At 72.4% G+C, this 17,115-nt stretch carries 21 protein-coding genes and 1 tRNA gene; 3 read left to right on the forward strand and 19 right to left on the reverse strand.

What is annotated here, in order from left to right; all coding sequences use genetic code 11:
* Nucleotides 1–12: 12 nt before the first annotated feature.
* The 4 genes from ACZ7JZ_RS18260 to ACZ7JZ_RS18275 all read right to left on the reverse strand — a co-directional run bounded on the left by ACZ7JZ_RS18260 (nt 13) and on the right by ACZ7JZ_RS18275 (nt 2,013).
* Entirely contained in the window at nt 13–855 is an 843-nt protein-coding gene (locus tag ACZ7JZ_RS18260; RefSeq protein ID WP_470940069.1) for a helix-turn-helix domain-containing protein, read from the reverse strand.
* A 1-nt stretch (nt 856) separates the two neighbouring features.
* Entirely contained in the window at nt 857–1,381 is a 525-nt protein-coding gene (locus tag ACZ7JZ_RS18265) for a DUF6879 family protein (protein ID WP_470940073.1), read from the reverse strand.
* A 2-nt stretch (nt 1,382–1,383) separates the two neighbouring features.
* The gene (locus ACZ7JZ_RS18270; protein ID WP_470940267.1) at nt 1,384–1,587 is read right to left on the reverse strand and encodes a hypothetical protein; all 204 of its coding nucleotides are present in this window, start codon (nt 1,585–1,587) and stop codon (nt 1,384–1,386) included.
* A 159-nt stretch (nt 1,588–1,746) separates the two neighbouring features.
* Nucleotides 1,747–2,013: a hypothetical protein gene (locus tag ACZ7JZ_RS18275; RefSeq protein ID WP_470940076.1), complete on the reverse strand. Its 267-nt coding sequence runs from the start codon at nt 2,011–2,013 to the stop codon at nt 1,747–1,749.
* Between the two features lie 139 nt (nt 2,014–2,152).
* Between ACZ7JZ_RS18275 and ACZ7JZ_RS18280 the strand changes: the two genes are divergently transcribed.
* Nucleotides 2,153–2,572 carry a hypothetical protein gene (locus ACZ7JZ_RS18280; RefSeq protein ID WP_470940079.1) on the forward strand — a complete coding sequence of 140 codons (420 nt, stop codon included), beginning with the start codon at nt 2,153–2,155 and terminating at the stop codon, nt 2,570–2,572.
* 116 nt (nt 2,573–2,688) lie between these two features.
* Here the strand turns inward: ACZ7JZ_RS18280 and ACZ7JZ_RS18285 are convergent, their stop codons facing one another.
* From ACZ7JZ_RS18285 to ACZ7JZ_RS18335, 11 genes are all read right to left on the reverse strand, one after another.
* Nucleotides 2,689–3,465 carry a hypothetical protein gene (locus tag ACZ7JZ_RS18285; RefSeq protein ID WP_470940082.1) on the reverse strand — a complete coding sequence of 259 codons (777 nt, stop codon included), beginning with the start codon at nt 3,463–3,465 and terminating at the stop codon, nt 2,689–2,691.
* The gene (locus ACZ7JZ_RS18290) at nt 3,462–3,704 is read right to left on the reverse strand and encodes a hypothetical protein (protein ID WP_470940085.1); all 243 of its coding nucleotides are present in this window, start codon (nt 3,702–3,704) and stop codon (nt 3,462–3,464) included. Before ACZ7JZ_RS18290 ends, ACZ7JZ_RS18285 begins: the two co-directional genes overlap by 4 nt.
* Nucleotides 3,673–4,074 (reverse strand): helix-turn-helix domain-containing protein, encoded by a 402-nt coding sequence (locus ACZ7JZ_RS18295; protein ID WP_470940088.1) that lies wholly within the window; start codon nt 4,072–4,074, stop codon nt 3,673–3,675. The genes ACZ7JZ_RS18290 and ACZ7JZ_RS18295 overlap by 32 nt, the downstream gene beginning before the upstream one ends.
* Nucleotides 4,067–4,330, reverse strand: coding sequence for a hypothetical protein (locus ACZ7JZ_RS18300; protein ID WP_470940091.1), 264 nt, complete (start codon nt 4,328–4,330; stop codon nt 4,067–4,069). Before ACZ7JZ_RS18300 ends, ACZ7JZ_RS18295 begins: the two co-directional genes overlap by 8 nt.
* Nucleotides 4,327–4,614 carry a hypothetical protein gene (locus tag ACZ7JZ_RS18305; RefSeq protein ID WP_470940094.1) on the reverse strand — a complete coding sequence of 96 codons (288 nt, stop codon included), beginning with the start codon at nt 4,612–4,614 and terminating at the stop codon, nt 4,327–4,329. The genes ACZ7JZ_RS18300 and ACZ7JZ_RS18305 overlap by 4 nt, the downstream gene beginning before the upstream one ends.
* On the reverse strand, nt 4,611–4,967 hold the full coding sequence (locus tag ACZ7JZ_RS18310; protein ID WP_470940097.1) for a hypothetical protein: 357 nt from the start codon (nt 4,965–4,967) through the stop codon (nt 4,611–4,613). Before ACZ7JZ_RS18310 ends, ACZ7JZ_RS18305 begins: the two co-directional genes overlap by 4 nt.
* A gap of 77 nt (nt 4,968–5,044) precedes the next feature.
* Nucleotides 5,045–5,263 (reverse strand): hypothetical protein, encoded by a 219-nt coding sequence (locus ACZ7JZ_RS18315; protein ID WP_470940099.1) that lies wholly within the window; start codon nt 5,261–5,263, stop codon nt 5,045–5,047.
* A gap of 189 nt (nt 5,264–5,452) precedes the next feature.
* Nucleotides 5,453–6,820: a hypothetical protein gene (locus ACZ7JZ_RS18320; RefSeq protein ID WP_470940102.1), complete on the reverse strand. Its 1,368-nt coding sequence runs from the start codon at nt 6,818–6,820 to the stop codon at nt 5,453–5,455.
* Nucleotides 6,807–7,739: a bifunctional DNA primase/polymerase gene (locus ACZ7JZ_RS18325; RefSeq protein ID WP_470940105.1), complete on the reverse strand. Its 933-nt coding sequence runs from the start codon at nt 7,737–7,739 to the stop codon at nt 6,807–6,809. The genes ACZ7JZ_RS18320 and ACZ7JZ_RS18325 overlap by 14 nt, the downstream gene beginning before the upstream one ends.
* The gene (locus tag ACZ7JZ_RS18330) at nt 7,736–8,095 is read right to left on the reverse strand and encodes a hypothetical protein (RefSeq protein WP_470940108.1); all 360 of its coding nucleotides are present in this window, start codon (nt 8,093–8,095) and stop codon (nt 7,736–7,738) included. The genes ACZ7JZ_RS18325 and ACZ7JZ_RS18330 overlap by 4 nt, the downstream gene beginning before the upstream one ends.
* Nucleotides 8,096–8,141: 46 nt before the next feature.
* Nucleotides 8,142–8,378 carry a helix-turn-helix domain-containing protein gene (locus ACZ7JZ_RS18335; RefSeq protein ID WP_470940111.1) on the reverse strand — a complete coding sequence of 79 codons (237 nt, stop codon included), beginning with the start codon at nt 8,376–8,378 and terminating at the stop codon, nt 8,142–8,144.
* A gap of 138 nt (nt 8,379–8,516) precedes the next feature.
* Between ACZ7JZ_RS18335 and ACZ7JZ_RS18340 the strand changes: the two genes are divergently transcribed.
* Nucleotides 8,517–9,176, forward strand: a complete 660-nt coding sequence (locus ACZ7JZ_RS18340) for a hypothetical protein (RefSeq protein WP_470940114.1) — start codon at nt 8,517–8,519, stop codon at nt 9,174–9,176.
* Nucleotides 9,173–10,486, forward strand: a complete 1,314-nt coding sequence (locus ACZ7JZ_RS18345; protein ID WP_470940117.1) for a tyrosine-type recombinase/integrase — start codon at nt 9,173–9,175, stop codon at nt 10,484–10,486. The genes ACZ7JZ_RS18340 and ACZ7JZ_RS18345 overlap by 4 nt, the downstream gene beginning before the upstream one ends.
* Before the next feature lie 81 nt (nt 10,487–10,567).
* Here the strand turns inward: ACZ7JZ_RS18345 and ACZ7JZ_RS18350 are convergent.
* The 4 genes from ACZ7JZ_RS18350 to tmk all read right to left on the reverse strand — a co-directional run bounded on the left by ACZ7JZ_RS18350 (nt 10,568) and on the right by tmk (nt 17,059).
* Nucleotides 10,568–10,644, reverse strand: a tRNA-Thr gene (locus ACZ7JZ_RS18350).
* Nucleotides 10,645–10,746: 102 nt separating this feature from the next.
* The gene (locus ACZ7JZ_RS18355; protein ID WP_470940120.1) at nt 10,747–12,312 is read right to left on the reverse strand and encodes an alpha/beta hydrolase; all 1,566 of its coding nucleotides are present in this window, start codon (nt 12,310–12,312) and stop codon (nt 10,747–10,749) included.
* Between the two features lie 128 nt (nt 12,313–12,440).
* Nucleotides 12,441–13,652: a DNA polymerase III subunit delta' gene (locus ACZ7JZ_RS18360; protein ID WP_470940123.1), complete on the reverse strand. Its 1,212-nt coding sequence runs from the start codon at nt 13,650–13,652 to the stop codon at nt 12,441–12,443.
* 281 nt (nt 13,653–13,933) lie between these two features.
* Nucleotides 13,934–17,059 carry a dTMP kinase gene (gene tmk, locus ACZ7JZ_RS18365; protein WP_470940126.1) on the reverse strand — a complete coding sequence of 1,042 codons (3,126 nt, stop codon included), beginning with the start codon at nt 17,057–17,059 and terminating at the stop codon, nt 13,934–13,936.
* Nucleotides 17,060–17,115 lie beyond the last annotated feature (56 nt).

Raw genomic sequence — 17,115 nt, forward strand, 5'->3', positions numbered from 1 at the left:
GGCGCAGGTTGCTCACGGCGTCGTGAGCACGTGCCTCGCGCGGGCGAGGAGCCGGTGGGCCTGCGCCCCGTACACCGCGGACTCGTTCAGTGCGTCCCACACCCGGCCGTACAGGGCGAGGTCGTCAGCGGTGTCGTACGTCAGCTCGGAGTTGATCGTCTCCACGATCACCCGCTGCTCGTCAAAGATCCAGAACCCGTGCTTGGGGGTGAGGGCCATGGGCACGCCGAACGGGACGATGCCGAGTTCGACCGTGCTCATGCCAATGAGTCCCATCAGCCGGTCGAGCTGGCCGGCCATCACGTCCCGCGGGCACACGAGCGCGTGAAGCGCCCCCTCCCACACCAGCACCCGGAACAGCTTCCCCGTCTCGTACAGCACCTCTTGGCGGCGCATCCGGGAGGCGACGGCCGCCTCGGTGTCCCGCGGGGACTGCAACAGCACCGTGTTCGCCTCGATGAGGTGCCGCGCGTACCCGGGGGTCTGGAACAGCCCGGGGACCACGGTGGCCTCGTAGCCGCGCATGCTGGCGGTCTGCTGGTACTCGACCACGTACCGGTCCTGAACGGGCCGGGGCCCGGCGGCGAGCTGCCTGCGCCAGGAACGCTGCTGGGACTCCAGCCCCTTCAAACGGCTGCGGAGATCGGGGGCCTGCTCGGGCACGCCCGCGGCGGCGGCCCACGCGTCCGTGTCGGCCTCGGTGGCGGTCTGCTTGCCGTTCTCCAGCCGCGACACCTTCGAGCGTTGCCAACCGAGGCGGGCGGCGAGGTCCTTCCCCGACAGGCCGGCCTCGGCGCGCAGTTCCCGCAGGCGCGCGCCGAGGGCCACCCGGGCGTTCTGGAAGTCCGTGCTCACATCAGGAACGTACCTGCGCCCACACCTCGCCAGAAGGGGCGGCCAGGGGCCAGGCGCGGTCCCGGGCCCGGCACGCGGCGAGCACGTCGGCAGGGTCGGTGATGACCTCGACACCGGTCGTGGTGTCGTCCGCGTCGATGTGGAAGCGGACCAGGGTGCGCGAGTCGAACAACCAGAAATCGAAGTCCGGCAGCTCCAGCGGCCCAGCCTCGGCGCGGGCCAGGACCCGGATGTCCTCGCCTGCGTCCGCGTTCGCCGCCGCTGCGGCCATCAGGAACCGCTGTCCGTCGGTGGGCGGGGTGTCGATGATGCGGACCCTGGAGAACCTGGCGCCCTGCTCGGCCTTCTCGCGCACGTTGACGTGCCAGGGGTTGTCCGGCTCCGGCGCCGGGTCGATGCCGCGCATGAAGGCCTGGAAGCGGGCGCCGGCCCGGTCGGTGGCGTACCCGCGGCGCGTCTCCAGTCGGAACGCGGTGTGCTCGAACTCCGAGAACAGCGGGATGATCTCCTCGAACGGGACCAGCACGGTCACTCCTTCGGTGCGAAGCGGATCAGGAGCTCGCGCGGAATGACCACGAACGTCTCGTCCTCCCCGACGTCTCGCAGCTGCGCGAGGTGCTCAGGGTCGGTGAGCTTCTTGCCCTGGGTGACGATGTCGCCGGTTTCGATGATCTCGTACAGGGTCGGACAGTTGCCGAACTCCGAGGTGGTGCCGATGAAGCGCAGGGTCATGGCCGTCTCTCCGCTCATGATGGTTGGGGAACCAGCATGCGGCGAATCGCTGTCGCCTGGTTGGTGGTTGCGCCAGATTGCGCGGGCCTAGCACAGTGCGGGTGGTTGCTTGCAACGCATCTCCTCCCGCTCACGAGTCGGGCAAGTGGTCACGGCGATCTACGGTGTGCTTTGAAGCATCTTGTCCTTGTCGAAGCGCCCGCTCTCGTCGGTCCATCCCAGCCCGTCCAGCACGCCACCCAGGTTGAGCAGGGTGTAGTCCTCCTCCTTCAACCCCTCGCATGGCTTCGGCTTGGCAGTGTCGCCGTACGGCCGGGCTTTGAGCGCTGCGGCGCACTGGCCAGCCATCTCGTCGTATGTGGGCTCCTGGCTGGAACAGCTGATGAGGAGTGCCGCGGAGGCAAGCAGCCCCACGACCGTGGGCATACGCATGGTCCTCCCAAGACGTCGGTGGGCTGCATCTTGCATGAACTGGAAGGGCTGCCGCAGGGGATCGGGTCAAGACTTGCAACGGCGTCGTGTACACCCGTAGGCAGGCGGATCTGGGCGAGGGTAGGTTCTGCGAATGAGAGACCGAACCATCATCGCGGCCGGCGCTGCATTCCTGGTGTTGGCTCCCGCCGCCTGCGGGCTCATCGCGGGTGTGAAGATCAGCAACGCGTCGCTCGCCCTTGCTGCCGGTGTGGTGGCGGCTGTTGGCATTACCCGTGGGGTGCGTGATCTGCGCCGCGAGTACCGAGACTTGCAGTGGCGCTTCCGAGGTTTGAACCTCATCGTCCGAAGCGAGCTACCAGCGGATGATCAACAGGAGCTGAGCAGGCAAGTACTCGAAGTGACATCGACTTGGAACGATGTGCAGTACCTGCAACAGGTGGCCAGGCTCGCCGTTCTGAAGCAGGCCGCGGACAACACCGCCTCAATCGCCCTGGCCGTTCTGGGTGTCGCGGCAGGGGCAGTAGCGGGTGTCTGGTCCGTCTGGATCTAACCTCGCCCGGCCACCAGCAGAGGTCGGGCGAGGATGCCAAAGGGCCAGTCAGCATTCCAAGTCGAGCAGGTGACCGGTTCGGGTGACGCCGGTGCGGCCCCACTTCCTGTTCGCGGTCACGCGGCTGCACCCTCGTCGGTGGCGCTGGTGGTCGGGGGGGACGGCATACGGCCCTGCCGCGCCGCTTCGAGCTGCGCGGGCCGGGCCAGTTCCTCGTACTGCTCGCGGGTGCACTGGAGGGCCTCGGACAGCCCCGGGACACCCTTGGCGGTGTGCTCGACCGCCTCAGGGGTCGTCGTCACCATGTGGGCGAGCTGGCGGCAGGCTTCGTTCTGGCCGGCCAGAGCGGCAGCCAGAGCCACGCCCAGGAGGTCGCCGACCTGGAACGCCTGCACGTGCCCCTGGTCGATGGCGACGACGTTGATGCCGCCCGTGGTCTGCGCCATGAAGCCGTACGCGCGGGACGGCCACGGGTCATTCTGGCTCCGGCCGAGTTCATCGTTCATTGCGACGCCCTCGACGGCGGTCGCGCGGATCAGCTCTCGGCGTTCCGTGGCGACGTCCACGAGGGCGGTGACGGCGCTCATGACGGCCTTGACGGCGTCGATGAGGGGTGCGGTCGAGTCGGCGGCCACGAGGTCGCGGACGCGGTCGCCGATGGCGCGTGCGCGGGCGTCGCGGTCGGCGGCGATGGCGGTAGCGAGCTTGCGTTCGGCGGCTTCTACCCGGAGGCCAGCCAGTTCGGCGAGCTGGCGCTGTCCGCCGATCTGCTCGGCGGTGACGGCCTGGTCGCCGCCGCGGACGCGCTCGGCCAGGGCCTCGACCAACTCGCGGGCCTGGTCGGCCTCGGTGCGGGCGGTGGCCAATGCGGTGCGGGCGTCGGCGGGGGTCATGCCGCCTCCGTCCCAGCAGCCGTGCGGGCGGCCACGTGACGGCCCACGAGGGCCTTCCGGGCCGGGGTGAGGGACTCCCACCCTGCGGTGCCGTACAGGGCAGCGTCGCGGTCGAGGGCGGCCTCGAAGGCCTGGCGCTCGGGTGCGGCGGCGGCCTCGGCGGCGGCCTTCTGCTCGGCGAGCGCGGCGCCGATCGCGCCGAGCATGTCAGGTCGGTTGTCCTGCGGGGGTGGATTCATCAGGCGTCTCCTCGCCGAAGCGGTAGCGGTCGAGGTCGCCCGGAGTGGTGATCCAAGTCCGGCCGACCCGCCATGCCACGAGCCGGCCGGAGCTTAGGAGATGCGTGGCCCAGCGTCTGGAGCAGCCGAGCACGTCCGCGACCTCGTTCGCCCCCAGCGTGGGGGAATTGCTAGTACCGCTTCCTTCGGAGGAACAGTGGTCGGCGCCAACCCCGGTTCCCTGTGCGGCCGCGTGCAGGGCCCGCAGAAGGGTGCGGGCCTCCGGGGTCAGCGCGCCGCCGTTCGCCCGCGTACGGTCCGCGAGGTACAGGGCCAGGGCGGAGAACGTCGTCGCGGCCAGCTCGGCCGGCACGTACACCCGCTCACTCATCGCCGAGGCCCTCGCGCTCGGCCCGCCGCGCCAGCAGCTGGCCGCGGATCGCCTCGGCCAACCCTGCCCGCCCGCGGGGGCCTGCAAGGATCGTGGCGCTGGTGCGGGCGACCGCGTACACGACCGCCACGAGGTCGTCCCACGGGAGCGTTACGAGGAGTTCGTCCACGTCCTCGGCGCGGTCCTCGGCCGCGGCAGCCACGACCGCCCACGCCCGGTCCTCCAACTCGGCCAGGGTGAGGAGTTCGTCGCTCATGAGCTGGCCGCCTGTACGGCCTGCTGGGCGGCGATGACGGCGCTCTGGGCGATGAGGCCCAACTCCTTGTCCGGCACTGCCGTTGCGAGGGCTTCCAGGACCGGGCCGCGGGGCGGGTCGCTGGTCGGCTCGTTCAGCCAGCCGAGGCCGTCCATCATGATCGCCATCACGTCGGCGATGTCCACGCTGAAGCTGCGGCCGGCGGGCGTGCGGAACTGGATCCGGTTGCTGTTCCGCGCGGCCTCCAGGGCCTCCAGGCGCCCCAGTTGCAGGCGGCGGCTCACCGGTGGCCCCGGTCAGCTTCGAGGGCGGCGAGCCGCTCCTCCAGGTCGAGGGACTCGCGGAGGGAGAGGGTGGACTCCAGGAGTACCTTCGCGGCCTGCACGCGGGCCTGTCCGCGCTCGGTGTCGAGGGCGTCCACAAGGGTGTCCACGGCCTTCACAGAGGCGGCAGCGAGGCGGCCCACGGCGAGGCGGAGGAGCTGCGTGCGGGCCTCGGCGACGTCGTGGACGAACTGTTCGTCCTCACGCCACCGGAGGATCGTGCGGGTGGACACGCCGGCCTCGGTCGCGGCCTGGTGGTTGCTCCCGCCCCGGGCGAGGGCGAGGACGGCGGCGGTCTTGTTCGTGGTGGTCACGGTGGGGTCCCTTCGGGGAGGGCGGCGGTGGGCGGCTCGCGTGCGCGCGCGAGACACCAGCCGCCGCGGACGGACGTTCAGTGGGGGTGTGCGGCGCGGGCGACGTCCGGGACGGCGCTGAGGGTGCCGGTGAGGACGGGACACCCGCTGTCGTGGTGGATGTTCAGGTGGGGGTTTCCGTGGTGGTCGGTCCAGGCCTCGGTGTCGCTGTCGCAATGGCCGCAGCGGTACTCGGCGATGACGCGAGCGATCAGCTGTTCGCTGCCTGCGGCGTAGGTCGTGTGGACGGGTTCCATGAGGACTCCTGAGGTGAGGATGAGGACATGAGGACATGAGGACGGGCGTCCTCAGCCCCTTGTCGCGCGTCACACGAAAGAGATTTCATGTCCCTTTTGTGCGTGTATGTAGTTGTCTAGAGGTGAGGTGCTCTGGCGCGACGGGGGCTGAGGACGGACGTCCTCATGTCCTCAGCCGTCCCCGCGTCCTCACGCCCTGGTGGTCGTGTTCGGGCTGATGTGGTCGTCCTCGACGGTCACCAGGTCCCGTTCCTCGGCAAGGTCAACGGCTGCCGAGAGGTAAGGGCGGTCCTCGGTCCGGAGAGCCCGCCGCATGTAGCCGAAGCTGATCCCGCCCGGCTTGGAACAGTGCTTGACCACGAGCCGTACCAGTCGCTCCATCCGGCGGTCGGCCTCGTTCTTGGCCATGTGGGCGCGGACCTCGACGCTGACCTTGGCGTCCTCGGTCGCCTGCCGCTGTGCTTCGGCCTCGCGGCGGGCGCGGGCCACGAGGGAGTCGCGGACGGCGCACGAGGTGTCCCAGACGGTTTCGGCGAGGGCCCAGTCCTCTTCGGTGACCTCGTACCGGCCGCCGTCCATGAGGGCGAAGAGCGCGGCGGCCTTCACCTTCATCAGGCCGGCGTGCCCGTCGAGTTCGGCCACTTTCACGTCGCCGCGGTTCCGGGCGGTCCGTTCCTCCCACAGCATCCGGCGGATGCGGGGAGGGAAGACGACGTCGATGTCCTCGGCGGTCCGGATCTGCCCGGGGTGCTTGGTGATCGGTCCGGGCCACTGCGGGGGGTCGTCCGGGATGCTCGGGTCCAGCGACCAGCACCAGAAGAAGCGCTGCGGGGTGCCGGTGCTGGCGTCGTTCAGCAGCGGCACGGCCGTGCTGGGCTGGAACCCGACGAACAGCCCGAGGCTGTACGAGCCGGGCGCCACGTACCGCGTCCGCTCCTCCGAGGCGTTCGTCTGCCCGAGGGCCTCGCCGACGGCCGCGCGGCGGAGCGTCTCGGCGAGCGTGGAGCCTTGCCGCATGGCCAGGGTCGCCATGGTCTGGCCCTCGTCGATGTAGATGTACCCGTTGTGCCGGACCTGCTTCCGGACCTTCCGGGTGACCGGATCGCCCTTCAACGGGCCCCGCTGGTGGATCTCGCCCGTGGGCTCGTCCACGGTGCCCATGAACATCTCGGCGATGCCCTCACCGGTGCCCACGGGCAGGCCGTCACGGAACTCAGGGTCCCCCGGGACGATCAGCTCGCGGGCCCCTGACTGCCCGGTGGACTTCCCAGAGCCGGACGGGCCGACCGCGGCCGCGAAGACGTTCAGGGACGCCTTTCCGGAGATCCCCGTCACGGCCTTGATGTGCGGCGAGATCATCCCGGAGAGCCGGGCGAGCGTGCTGTAAAACAAGACGTCCGCCGGGCGCCCCTGTGAGTGCGCCGCCTGCTGGATGTGCTGGAACACGGGGCGGGCGGCGTAGAACTCGGCCGTGAGGTGCCCCGGCCGCTCCTGGTCGCCCTCCGGGATCGCGGCGGCGACCGGGAGGGCGGCGAGGATGTCGTCAACGGTGGTCACTGGCGGTGCTCCGGGGGTTCCTGAGACCGGCGCTCACGCCGGACGTGACGGTCTTCTGCACCTCGCGCGGCGCCAGCCCGATGGACTCGCCCGCGGCCACCAACGCCTCGACAGCGACGCGGGAGTCGAGGCGGCCAGCGCCGATGAGGGTGCCGAGGTTGAACGCGGCCTGGTTCAAGGTGTCGTTACGGGTGCCCTCCGGGGCATCCAGGACGGCTTGCAGCTCCCCGCGCAGGGCGGAGGCCGCGTAGCCGCTGGAGTCCTTCACGACGGCCGGGAGTACCAGCGGGGGCGGCTTCGGCGGGGCGGCCCGGCGGATCAGCCACAGCGGCATGTGCTGCGGCTTGGCCTCGCCCGGGTCGGTGATCCACCGGTACGCGCCCTTGCCGGTGACGGTGGGCGGGGCGGTGATGTAGCCGCCGTGCGCGCGGACGTCCACCTTCCAGCCGACTCGGCCGGCGGAGAGCCGTACGTCAACGCCGTCCGGGGCCGCGTAGTACAAGTGCAGGCCACCGGATGGGGAGAGGACCGTAGGCGTGGTGCCGATGGGGAGCCGTTCGCCGTGGCGGGCGTGGAGTTCGGCGAAGACGTCCAGGCCGTCCACGATGCCGGGCGCGTTCCACTCCTCGGGCGGGGTCTGGCCCTTGTCGCGGTCGAGGTCGAGGACGACGAGCCGGGACGGGCCGCAGGCCACGCCGAGGTTGTAGCCGCGGTAGCGGCCGGTCCAGGCCCGGGTGATGTGGTCGAGGTCGGTGGTCGCCCGCCGTTCCCACTCCTTGATCGCCGGGGTGCCGTCGCGGGGGATGAGCGGGAAGACGTACCAGCCGAGGGAGGCGAGGGCGAGGGCCTCGTGGAGCACGCGGGAGGGCCCCGTCACCGTGGCGGTGACGGGGCTTCCCTGCGTGGTGCGGGTGGTCACTCGCCAGCCTCGGTGCGCGCACCGGAGATCAGCTCGGCGACCTCGGCGAGCACGACCTTGGAGTCCCCGGCCCGCCAGATGAGTCCGGACACGAGGTCCCAGAACTTGACCATCTCGGCCGGCATGCCCTCTTCCTTCATCTCGGCGATCTCGACCAGGACGGCGAGGGCACGCGGGGTGAGCGGCGGCAGGTCCTCTCGGCGGCACGCTGTGACGAGGGCCGGGTTCATCAGGTTCGCGACCGGGGTGGTGGCTGCGATGCCGACAGCGGCCGGGATCCGGCTGCGCTGGTCGGCGTCGAAGATGTCGAGTTCCGTGCTCGCGAGGACGGGGAGCACGGCGGTAACGTGGGTCATGAGGACTCCATCCATGGCCGGGGCTGCAACCCCGGCCGTTGGCGTTTCAGGACGTGGCAGAGGTGTTCTCGGACGGCGTCGGGGCTGCAACCCCGGCGCCGTCGCCGTTCTGCTCGATGTCGAGGCGGCGCACGAATTCGTGCAGGGCCTCCGCCGGAATCCGGCGCGAGCGGCCGATCTTGATGCTGCGCAGCTCACCGGCGGCGATGAGCGCCTTGGCTGTGGTGAGGCTTACGCCAAGCTGCTGGGCCGCCTCATCGGTCGGGTAGAGAATCCGGGACATGCAGGCTCCTTGAGAGGGCTGGCTGAGCTATCTGCCAGGCTGCTCATTTCAAGGTAGTGGGTCGCGTCCGGCCGTGCAAGGGTGTCCAGGTTATTCGGAGAGGTTGCGCATTGGTTGCGCACTTGGGATGCTGGGCCCATGAAGGAACTGACCGACTGGCGCGCCGTGTGCGCTCCCGGCGGCTGGGTTCGCGCGAAGGCGATGACGGACAGCACGACCGTCTACATGCGGCTCCGCGGCTCCGGCACCGGCCCTCAGCAACGTCTCAACGTGCACACCGTGGTCATGGACAGCCCGTCCCCTATCAGCACCCACGTGTGGCGGTACGTCCCCTTCCAGGCCATCGAGGAGGCCGTGAACGGCGAGGGCGTCATGGGCCAGATGTGGGAAGCCCTGGGCGAGAACAACCCGTACCTCAAAGTGCTCTTGGCGGACCCCCGAGAAGAGCCCGTCAGCGTGGAGCAGCTGGAGCGACACTTCGGCAGCGTCGAGGAACTCCGAGGGGCCGACGACCCGAACGACGTGACCGTGCCCGGCAACATGATCATGCTCAGCGGCGGCCCGCAGGACGCCGGCGAACGACCACCGCGGCTTTCCCGCCCGGCTGGCCGCATCACGGACGACTTCCTCCGCGATCTTGCGCGCACCTACAAGTGGCTGGTGGTGACAGGCCACAACGCCCCGGCCACAGTGATCGCGGACGAGACGAACACGCCCGTTGCGACCGTCAGGCGCTGGATCTCCAACGCCCGGCAGCGCCAGTTCCTTCCGCCCGGACGCCCCGGTCGCGCCGGATGAGCGGCCGTCGGAGCAACGGCGAGTCCTCGGTGTACTACTCCGAGGCGGACGGGAAGTGGCACGGCTGGGTCACGGTCGGCGTGAAGCCGAACGGCGCCCCGGACCGGCGGCACCGCCAGGGGCCCGACGAGGCTGGCGTCCGCGCCAAGGTGAAGGAGCTGGAGAAGCTCCGCGACACCGGCAAGACCCGAAAGGCAGGCCGGCCGCCGACGGTTGAGCAGTGGCTCACCACGTGGATGGACACCGCGTGCGCCCGGAAAGTCGCCGACGGAACCATGGCGCCGCGCACGCTGGACGACTACCGGTCGAAGTGCCGCCTGTACCTGTTCCCGGGGATCGGCAAGCACCGCGTGGACAAGCTCGCCCCGGAGCACCTGGACGCGATGTACTTGGACATGCTGCGCCGGGACTTGTCGTCCGGGACCGTGTTGAAGACGCACCGGATCATCGCCCGCGCGCTGAAGGTCGCCATGCAGCGGGACATGATTCACCGCAACGTGGCCACCCTCGTTGAGCCGCCGTCCGCGGCGGAAGTCGAGATCGACCCGCTGAGCCAGGCCGAAGCGAAGGCGGTACTCACCGAAGCGAGCCAGAGGCGGAACGGTGCGCGCTGGTCGGTGGCCCTGGCCGAAGGCCTCCGCCAGGGCGAGGCCCTCGGGCTGCGCTGGAAGTACGTGGACCTCGACCGCGGCGTCATGAAGATCTGGTGGCAGCTCCAGCGGCTCACGTGGCAGCACGGCTGCGAAGACGCCCACGCCTGCGGTGCCGCCCATCACCGCAAGGGCTGCAAGTCCACCTGCAAGCAGCACGCGAGGCTCAAGAACGGGTGCCCCCGGCCCTGCCCGAAGGAGTGCAAGGCGCACGCCAAGGTGTGCCCGCAGCGTACGGGCGGCGGCCTCGTGTTCCGGGAGCCCAAGGGCAAGAACAAGCGGCTGGCCCCCATCCCGCCGCCGCTGGTACCGATCCTGCGCGCGCACCGCAAGGAGCAGCTCCAGGAGCGCTTGGCCGCCGGCCAACTCTGGGAGGAGCACGACCTCGTGTTCTGCCAGGAGAACGGCAAGCCGATCGACCCCCGGATGGACTGGGAGGAGTGGAAGGACATCCTCCAGGCCGCAGGCATCAGGGACGCCCGCGTGCACGACGGCCGCCACACGGCCGGCACGCTGCTGATCGAGTCCGGCGTCAGCCCTCGGGTCGTGATGGAGATCCTCGGCCACTCGTCCATGCGGATGACGCAGCGGTACACGCACGTTGGCTCGGCGCTCGCCAACGACGCGGCGAAGCGGATGGGGGATGCCCTGTGGGGTTGAACATCCGTTCTATCGCAACGGGAACTGCAACTGCCCACAAAGCAGAACAGCGGCTTCCCGAAGGAAACCGCTGGTCAGACATGGAGCCGCCTTCGGGATTCGAACCCGAGACCTACGCATTACGAGTGCGTTGCTCTGGCCAACTGAGCTAAGGCGGCAAGCTGCGGAGAGATTCTCCCCAGGGGGAGGTTCGCATCAGCAGCGGCGCTCAGTCTACAGGGTTTCCCGGGGTGGTCCCGACCAGGGGGCGGCGGGGGTGGTCAGCACTTCTTGCCCTCGGCGGGGGGCTCGCCCTCAAGGAGGTAGCGGTTGACGGCCGTGTCGATGCAGTCGCTGCCGCGGCCGTACGCCGTGTGGCCGTCGCCGTCGTAGGTCAGCAGGACGCCCGAGTCGAGCTGGGAGGCCAGGGAGCGGGCCCACTTGTACGGGGTGGCCGGGTCGCGGGTGGTGCCGACGACCACGATCGGGGCGGCGCCCCGGGCCTCCAGCCGGTGGGGGGTGCCGGTGGCCTTCACCGGCCAGTACGTGCAGTTCAGGGAGGCCCAGGCGAAGCCCTTGCCGAAGACCGGCGAGGCCTTCTCGAAGGACGGGACGGCCGCCTCGACCGCCTCCGGGCCGCCGCTGAACGCCGGCGGGAGGTCCAGGCAGTTCACGGCCGCGTTGGCGAACATCAGATTGGCGTACTTGCCGTCCGCGCCGCGCTCGTAGTAGCTGTCCGCCAGGGCCAGGAGGCCCGCGCCGTCCCCGTCCATCGCGGACCGGATCGCCTCCCGGAGCTGCGGCCAGGCGCTCTCGTCGTACATGGCCGCGATCACCCCCGTCGTGGCCAGGGACTCGCCGAGGGGGCGGCTGCCGCCCGTGGGCACCGGCTGGGCGTCGAGCTTGGCGAAGAACGCCTTCAGGTTGCGGCCGGCCTCGTCCGGGCTGCCGGTGCCGAGCGGGCAGTCGCCCTGCTTGGCGCAGTCGGCGGCGAAGGAGCGGAAGGCGGTCTCGAAGCCGGCCGTCTGATCACGGTTCAGGTCGACCGCCGGCAGGGAGGGGTCCATGGCCCCGTCGAGGACCAGCCGGCCCACGCGGTGCGGGAAGAGGTCCGCGTACGTGGCACCGAGGAAGGTGCCGTACGAGGCGCCCACGTACGTCAGCTTCTCGTCGCCGAGCACCGCCCGCAGCATGTCCATGTCGCGGGCGGTCTCGACCGTGGACACGTGCGGCAGGACCTCGCCCGAGCGGCGCTCGCAGCCCTGCGCGAACTCCTCGAAGGCCTTGACCAGGGTGTTCTGCTCCGCCTTGTCGTCCGGGGTCTGGTCCACCTGCGTGTACGCGTCCATCCGGGGCCCGGTGAGGCATTCGACGGGCTCGCTGCGGGCCACCCCGCGCGGGTCGACCGCCACCATGTCGTAGCGGGCGCGCACCGGCGCCGGGTAGCCGATGCCCGCGTACGCCTGGAGGTAGCCGATCGCGGAACCGCCCGGTCCGCCCGGGTTGACCAGGAGGGAGCCGAGCCGGCTGCCGGGGCCGGTGGCCTTCTTGCGGGCCACGGCCAGGTCGATCTCCTTGCCGTTGTCCGGGTGCGCGTAGTCGAGCGGCGCCTTCATCGTGGCGCACTGGAAACCGGAGACACCGCAGTCCCGCCAGCTCAGCGGCTGCTCGTAGAACGGCTTCAGGGCGGCGGGCACGGCCGTGGCGCGGGCGGCGGACTCGCCGGAGAGGGAGGCCGGGGCCGCCGTGGCCTTCGGGCCGCCGCTGTCCGAGGTGCAGCCGGAGACGAGCAGTCCGGCTGCGGCGATCACGGTCCCGGTGGTGCGCAGCAGGCGCCTGGTGTCCATTCCGGGAGCGTAGCCTCCCGAGGTGCCGTCCTCTCCGGTACGGGCGGGTTCTTGCCCGTATGAGTGATAGGTCCGGCGGGGGCGGGGCGGCTGGCGGGGTGGCCCGGCTTGAGGGCCGGGCCGCCGGGTCAGCCCGCGCGGAGGGCCATCGTCATGGCCTCCACGGCCAGCAGCGGGGCCACGTTGCGGTCCAGGGCCTCGCGGCAGGCGAAGATCGCCTCGATCCGGCGCAGGGTCGCCTCGGGGCCGCCGGTGCGGGCGACGCGGTCGAGGTCCTGGCGTACGGGCGCGTTGGCCAGCGGGACGCCCGAGCCGAGCTGGAGGGCGAGCACGTCGCGGTAGAAGCCGATCAGGTCGCTGAGGGCCAGGTCGAGGCTGTCGCGCTGGGTGCGGGTCCGGCGCCGCTTCTGGCGGTCCTCCAGCTCCTTCATGACCCCGGCCGTGCCGCGCGGCATCCGGCCGCCGGTGCCGGCCACCGCGCCGAGCGCGGCGCGCAGCTCCTCGGTCTCCTTGGTGTCGACCTCCTCGGCGACCTGCTTGGCGTCCTCCGCGGCCGCGTCGACGAGCTCCTGCGCGGCCTTGAGGCAGGCGCCGACGTCGTCCACGCGCAGGGGCAGCCGCAGGACGGCCGCGCGGCGCTCGCGGGCGCGCTCGTCGGTGGCCAGCCGCCGGGCGCGGCCGATGTGGCCCATCGTGGCCTGCGCGGCGGCCGCGGCCACCGGCGGCTCGATCCCGTCCCGCCGGACGAGCACGTCGGCGACGGCCGCGATCGACGGGGTGCGCAGGGTCAGGTGCCGGCAGCGGGAGCGGATGGTGGGGAGCACGTCCTCCAGGGAGGGGGCGCAGAGCAGCCACACCGTCCGCGGGGCGGGCTCCTCCACGGCCTTCAGCAGCACGTTCCCCGCGCCCTCGGTGAGGCGGTCGGCGTCCTCCAGGACGATCACCTGCCAGCGGCCGACGGCCGGGGAGAGCTGGGCCCGGCGGACCAGGTCGCGGGTCTCCTTGACGCCGATCGACAGCAGGTCCGTACGGACGATCTCCACGTCGGCGTGGGTGCCGACCAGGGTGGTGTGGCAGCCGTCGCAGAATCCGCAGCCCGGTTCGCCGCCGAGGGCGCGGTCGGGGCTGGTGCACTGGAGGGCGGCGGCGAAGGCGCGGGCGGCCGTGGCCCGGCCGGATCCGGGGGGGCCGGTGAACAGCCACGCGTGGGTCATCTTGGAGGCGGCGGGCACCGGCTCCCCGGCACTCACCGCCGTGACCAGCGCGTCCGCGTCACGGGCGGCGGCGGCGAGCTGCGTCTGCACGCGCTCCTGGCCCACCAGGTCGTCCCACACCGGCATCCGGCCGCTCCCACTCCGTCTGTACGTCGTTCCGTTTGTGCGGTCGTTCCGTCCGTACGGTCGTTCCACCAGTACGTCGTTCCGTCTGCACGCTGTCCGCCTGCGCGCGGCTGTTCCCGGCGCCCGCCGCACGTCCGGCCGCCGGACCCGCCGGGCCGTGCACCCGCCGCGGGTTCCATTGTGGCGGTCCCCGCCGACAGCGGGGCCCCGCCAGGCATAGGGCCCGTCGGCAACAGCGCCCGCCGAGCGGGCCAGCCGGCGCGGCCCGTCAGCCGCACCCGTCAGCGGCGGCGGCCCCCGCCTCCGTCGCCGCCCCCCTCGTCGGACCGGTCCCGGCGGCCCAGCAGCTCGTCGGCCAGGCTCGGCAGGTCGTCGAGCGGGGTGTCCTCCGCCCAGTCCGAGCGCCGGCGCGGCCGTCCGGTCTCGTCGACGAGCGGGAGCTCGCGGGTCCGGTCGTTGCTCCCCGGGGCGTGGCCGCCCGGGCGGGGCTCGTCGCGGAACAGGCCCGGCGGCACCCGGTCGGCCGGTGCATCAGGCCGTACGGGCGGCAGTACGGCGGTCTCGTCCAGCGCCGTCGCCTTCGGGACGGGGACGGTCTGCGTGATCTCCTCGGACCGCTCGTCGGCGCGGGGGTCCGGCCGCACCACGGGGGTCTCGACGGTCACGGCCTCGTCCGCCGGGACGGGGGTCGCGGGCTCCTTCCTGAGCCCGACCCGCGGCGCGGCCCCGGCCGCAGGCGCCGACTCGGGCGGGGGCGCAGGCGCGGCCGCAGGTGCCGGCGCCGGTGCGGCCGCGGCCGCTGCGGCCGCTGCTGCCGCCGCCGCGGCCGAGGCCTCCGCCAGCCGGCGCGCCTCCTCGGCCTTCAGCAGGGCCTCCTCGGCCTTGCGCTGCTTCTCGCGTCGGCGCTCCTCGGCCTCGGCCCGCATCCGGGCCTCCTCCTCGGCCTCCCGGCGCAGCCGCTCCGCCTCCGCGGCCCTGGCCTTCTCCTCGGCCTCCCGGCGGGCCTGCTCCTCGGCCGCCCTGCGCCGGGCCTCGGCCTCGGCCCGGAGCCGGGCCTCCTCGGCCTCCCGGGCGGCCTGCTCCTCCGCCGCCTTGCGGCGCGCCTCCTCCTCGGCCTTCTTGCGGGCCTCCTCCTCGGCGCGCGCCTTCTCCTCCTCGGCCTTCCTGCGAGCCTCCTCCTCGGCCTTCAACCGCGCTTCCTCCGCGGCCCGCCGGGCCTCCTCCTCGGCCTTGCGGCGCGCCTCGGCCTGGGCCTCGCGCTCCGCGTCGGACATCGGCAGGACCCGGTCGAGCCGGTGCCGCAGGACGGTGGAGACCGATTCGGGGTCCTGGCCCGCGTCCACGACGAGGTAGCGCGCAGGATCGGCGGCGGCCAGGGTCAGGAAGCCCGAGCGCACCCGCTGGTGGAACTCCGCGGGCTCGGACTCCAGCCGGTCGGGCGCCTCCGTGAAGCGCTCGCGGGCGGTCTCGGGGGAGACGTCGAGGAGCACGGTCAGGTTCGGTACGAGCCCGCTGGTGGCCCAGCGGGAGATCCGGGCGATCTCCGTCGGGGACAGGTCCCTGCCCGCGCCCTGGTAGGCCACCGAGGAGTCGATGTACCGGTCGGAGATGACGACGGCGCCGCGCTCCAGGGCCGGGCGCACCAGCGAGTCCACGTGCTCCGCGCGGTCGGCGGCGTAGAGCAGGGCCTCCGCGCGGTTCGACAGGCCGGCCGAGGACACGTCGAGCAGGATCGACCGCAGCCGCTTGCCCACGGGGGTGGCCCCCGGCTCACGGGTCACGACCACCTCGTGGCCCTTGCTGCGGATCCACTCGGCGAGCGCGTTGACCTGCGTGGACTTACCGGCGCCGTCGCCGCCCTCCAGGGCGATGAAGAAGCCGGTGGCCGAGGGGGCCTGGGCGGGTTCGCCGCCGAGCAGGGCGTCCTTCAGGTCGCGGCGCAGCGGTACGCCCTGCCGGTCGTCGGCGCGCGCCAGCACGATCGCGGCCACGGGCAGCAGCAGGGCGCCGACGAGCATGAGGGTGAAGGCGGCGCCGCCGTGCGCGAAGACCACGTCCCCGCCGGCGAGCCGGTGCGGGCCGATGCCGGCGGCGAGCAGCGGGGCCGCGAGGGCTCCGACGGCCACGGCGACCCGTACGACCGCGTGCAGGTGCTCGCCGATGCGGGCCCGGCGGAACTCCTCGGTCTCCTGGTCGAGCAGGGCGTGCCCGGTGTTCGCGGCGACGCCGGCGCCCGTGCCGGCCAGCAGGGCCAGGAGCAGCACGGTGGTCGTGTCCGCGACCAGGCCCATGGCGAGCAGTGCGAATCCGGTCAGGGCCACGGACAGTGCCAGCATCCGCCGCCGCGACAGCGCGGGCAGCACCTTGCCGGCCTGCCCGGCGCGGATCCCGGCCACCGTCCCGCCGGTGAGGGCGAGGACGAGAAGCGCGAAGGCGACGGGGCCGCCGCCCAGGTCGGCGGCGTGCAGCGGGGCGAGGGCCACGGCGCAGGACACGGCTCCGGCGACGGCCGCGCAGGCCAGCACGAGCAGCGGGATCGCGCCCGTGCGCCCCTTCTCCGGGCGGTCGCCCTGGACCGGGCGGCGCAGCCCCTCCAGGGGCGAGCGGGGGCGCGGGGTCTTGGTGTCGGGCAGGACGAGCGGGACGAGGACGGAGACGGACGCGGCGAACAGGCCGGCCGCCACGTACGAGCCGAGGGCCGCCGGATTGTCGCGGAACCAGTCCAGCCACAGCCCGAGCAGCCTCCCGAGCAGCCCGGCGGCGACCAGGACGGCCGCGGCGGCGGGCAGCGCGACGAAGCCGGTGCGCAGCGACAGCCGCCGCAGGGCCTCCAGGTGGTCGGGGAGCGGCCGCACGGTCGCGCCCTCCGGCGGGGGCCCGGGCAGCAGGGCGGGGGCCGCGGAGTCCTTGGCCACCGTCCACACGCGCTCGGCGATCCCGGACACGAAGGCCGTGACCAGCAGTGCCGTCAGCGCCTGCGCGGGCACCCAGGCCAGCCACAGGGGCGCGACCACGTGCAGCGCGATGCGCAGCCCGTCGGCTCCGACCATCGTCCAGCGGCGGTCGAGCCTGCCTCCGGGGGCGGTCAGGGCGGCCAGCGGCCCGAGGAGCACGGCGCCGCTGAGGAGGGTCGCGAGGATGCGTACGCCGAAGACGGCGGCGACGGCGAGGGCGGCGCCGCGGTAGCCGCCCCCGAAGGACTCCCGGGCCACCGCGGCCTGGAACGCGAGCAGCACCACCACCAGCAGCGCGAGCGCGTCGCCGACACCGCTGACCAGCTGCGCACTCCACAGCCGCTTCAGCGGGGGGATGCGCAGCAGGGCGCGCACCGCACGCTCACGTGAGTCTGCGGCTAGGGCTTCGTCGTAGGTGGGGTTCACGACCGTTGGCTGCTCGGCTCGCGTCATCCGCCCAGCCTATCCGCTGTGCTCGGGCTTGCGGGGTGCACAGCCTGCCGCAGGGC

Source organism: Streptomyces sp. NPDC038213, from assembly GCF_055600495.1.

Bases quoted from the DNA above. Each gene is read 5' to 3' on its own strand.
- ACZ7JZ_RS18270 (WP_470940267.1), bottom strand. From the start codon at position 1,587: ATGACCCTGCGCTTCATCGGCACCACCTCGGAGTTCGGCAACTGTCCG.
- ACZ7JZ_RS18275 (WP_470940076.1), bottom strand. From the start codon at position 2,013: ATGCCCACGGTCGTGGGGCTGCTTGCCTCCGCGGCACTCCTCATCAGC.
- ACZ7JZ_RS18280 (WP_470940079.1), top strand. From the start codon at position 2,153: ATGAGAGACCGAACCATCATCGCGGCCGGCGCTGCATTCCTGGTGTTG.
- ACZ7JZ_RS18285 (WP_470940082.1), bottom strand. From the start codon at position 3,465: ATGACCCCCGCCGACGCCCGCACCGCATTGGCCACCGCCCGCACCGAG.
- ACZ7JZ_RS18290 (WP_470940085.1), bottom strand. From the start codon at position 3,704: ATGAATCCACCCCCGCAGGACAACCGACCTGACATGCTCGGCGCGATC.
- ACZ7JZ_RS18295 (WP_470940088.1), bottom strand. From the start codon at position 4,074: ATGAGTGAGCGGGTGTACGTGCCGGCCGAGCTGGCCGCGACGACGTTC.
- ACZ7JZ_RS18300 (WP_470940091.1), bottom strand. From the start codon at position 4,330: ATGAGCGACGAACTCCTCACCCTGGCCGAGTTGGAGGACCGGGCGTGG.
- ACZ7JZ_RS18315 (WP_470940099.1), bottom strand. From the start codon at position 5,263: ATGGAACCCGTCCACACGACCTACGCCGCAGGCAGCGAACAGCTGATC.
- ACZ7JZ_RS18330 (WP_470940108.1), bottom strand. From the start codon at position 8,095: ATGACCCACGTTACCGCCGTGCTCCCCGTCCTCGCGAGCACGGAACTC.
- ACZ7JZ_RS18335 (WP_470940111.1), bottom strand. From the start codon at position 8,378: ATGTCCCGGATTCTCTACCCGACCGATGAGGCGGCCCAGCAGCTTGGC.
- ACZ7JZ_RS18340 (WP_470940114.1), top strand. From the start codon at position 8,517: ATGAAGGAACTGACCGACTGGCGCGCCGTGTGCGCTCCCGGCGGCTGG.
- ACZ7JZ_RS18345 (WP_470940117.1), top strand. From the start codon at position 9,173: ATGAGCGGCCGTCGGAGCAACGGCGAGTCCTCGGTGTACTACTCCGAG.
- ACZ7JZ_RS18355 (WP_470940120.1), bottom strand. From the start codon at position 12,312: ATGGACACCAGGCGCCTGCTGCGCACCACCGGGACCGTGATCGCCGCA.
- ACZ7JZ_RS18360 (WP_470940123.1), bottom strand. From the start codon at position 13,652: ATGCCGGTGTGGGACGACCTGGTGGGCCAGGAGCGCGTGCAGACGCAG.
- tmk (WP_470940126.1), bottom strand. From the start codon at position 17,059: ATGACGCGAGCCGAGCAGCCAACGGTCGTGAACCCCACCTACGACGAA.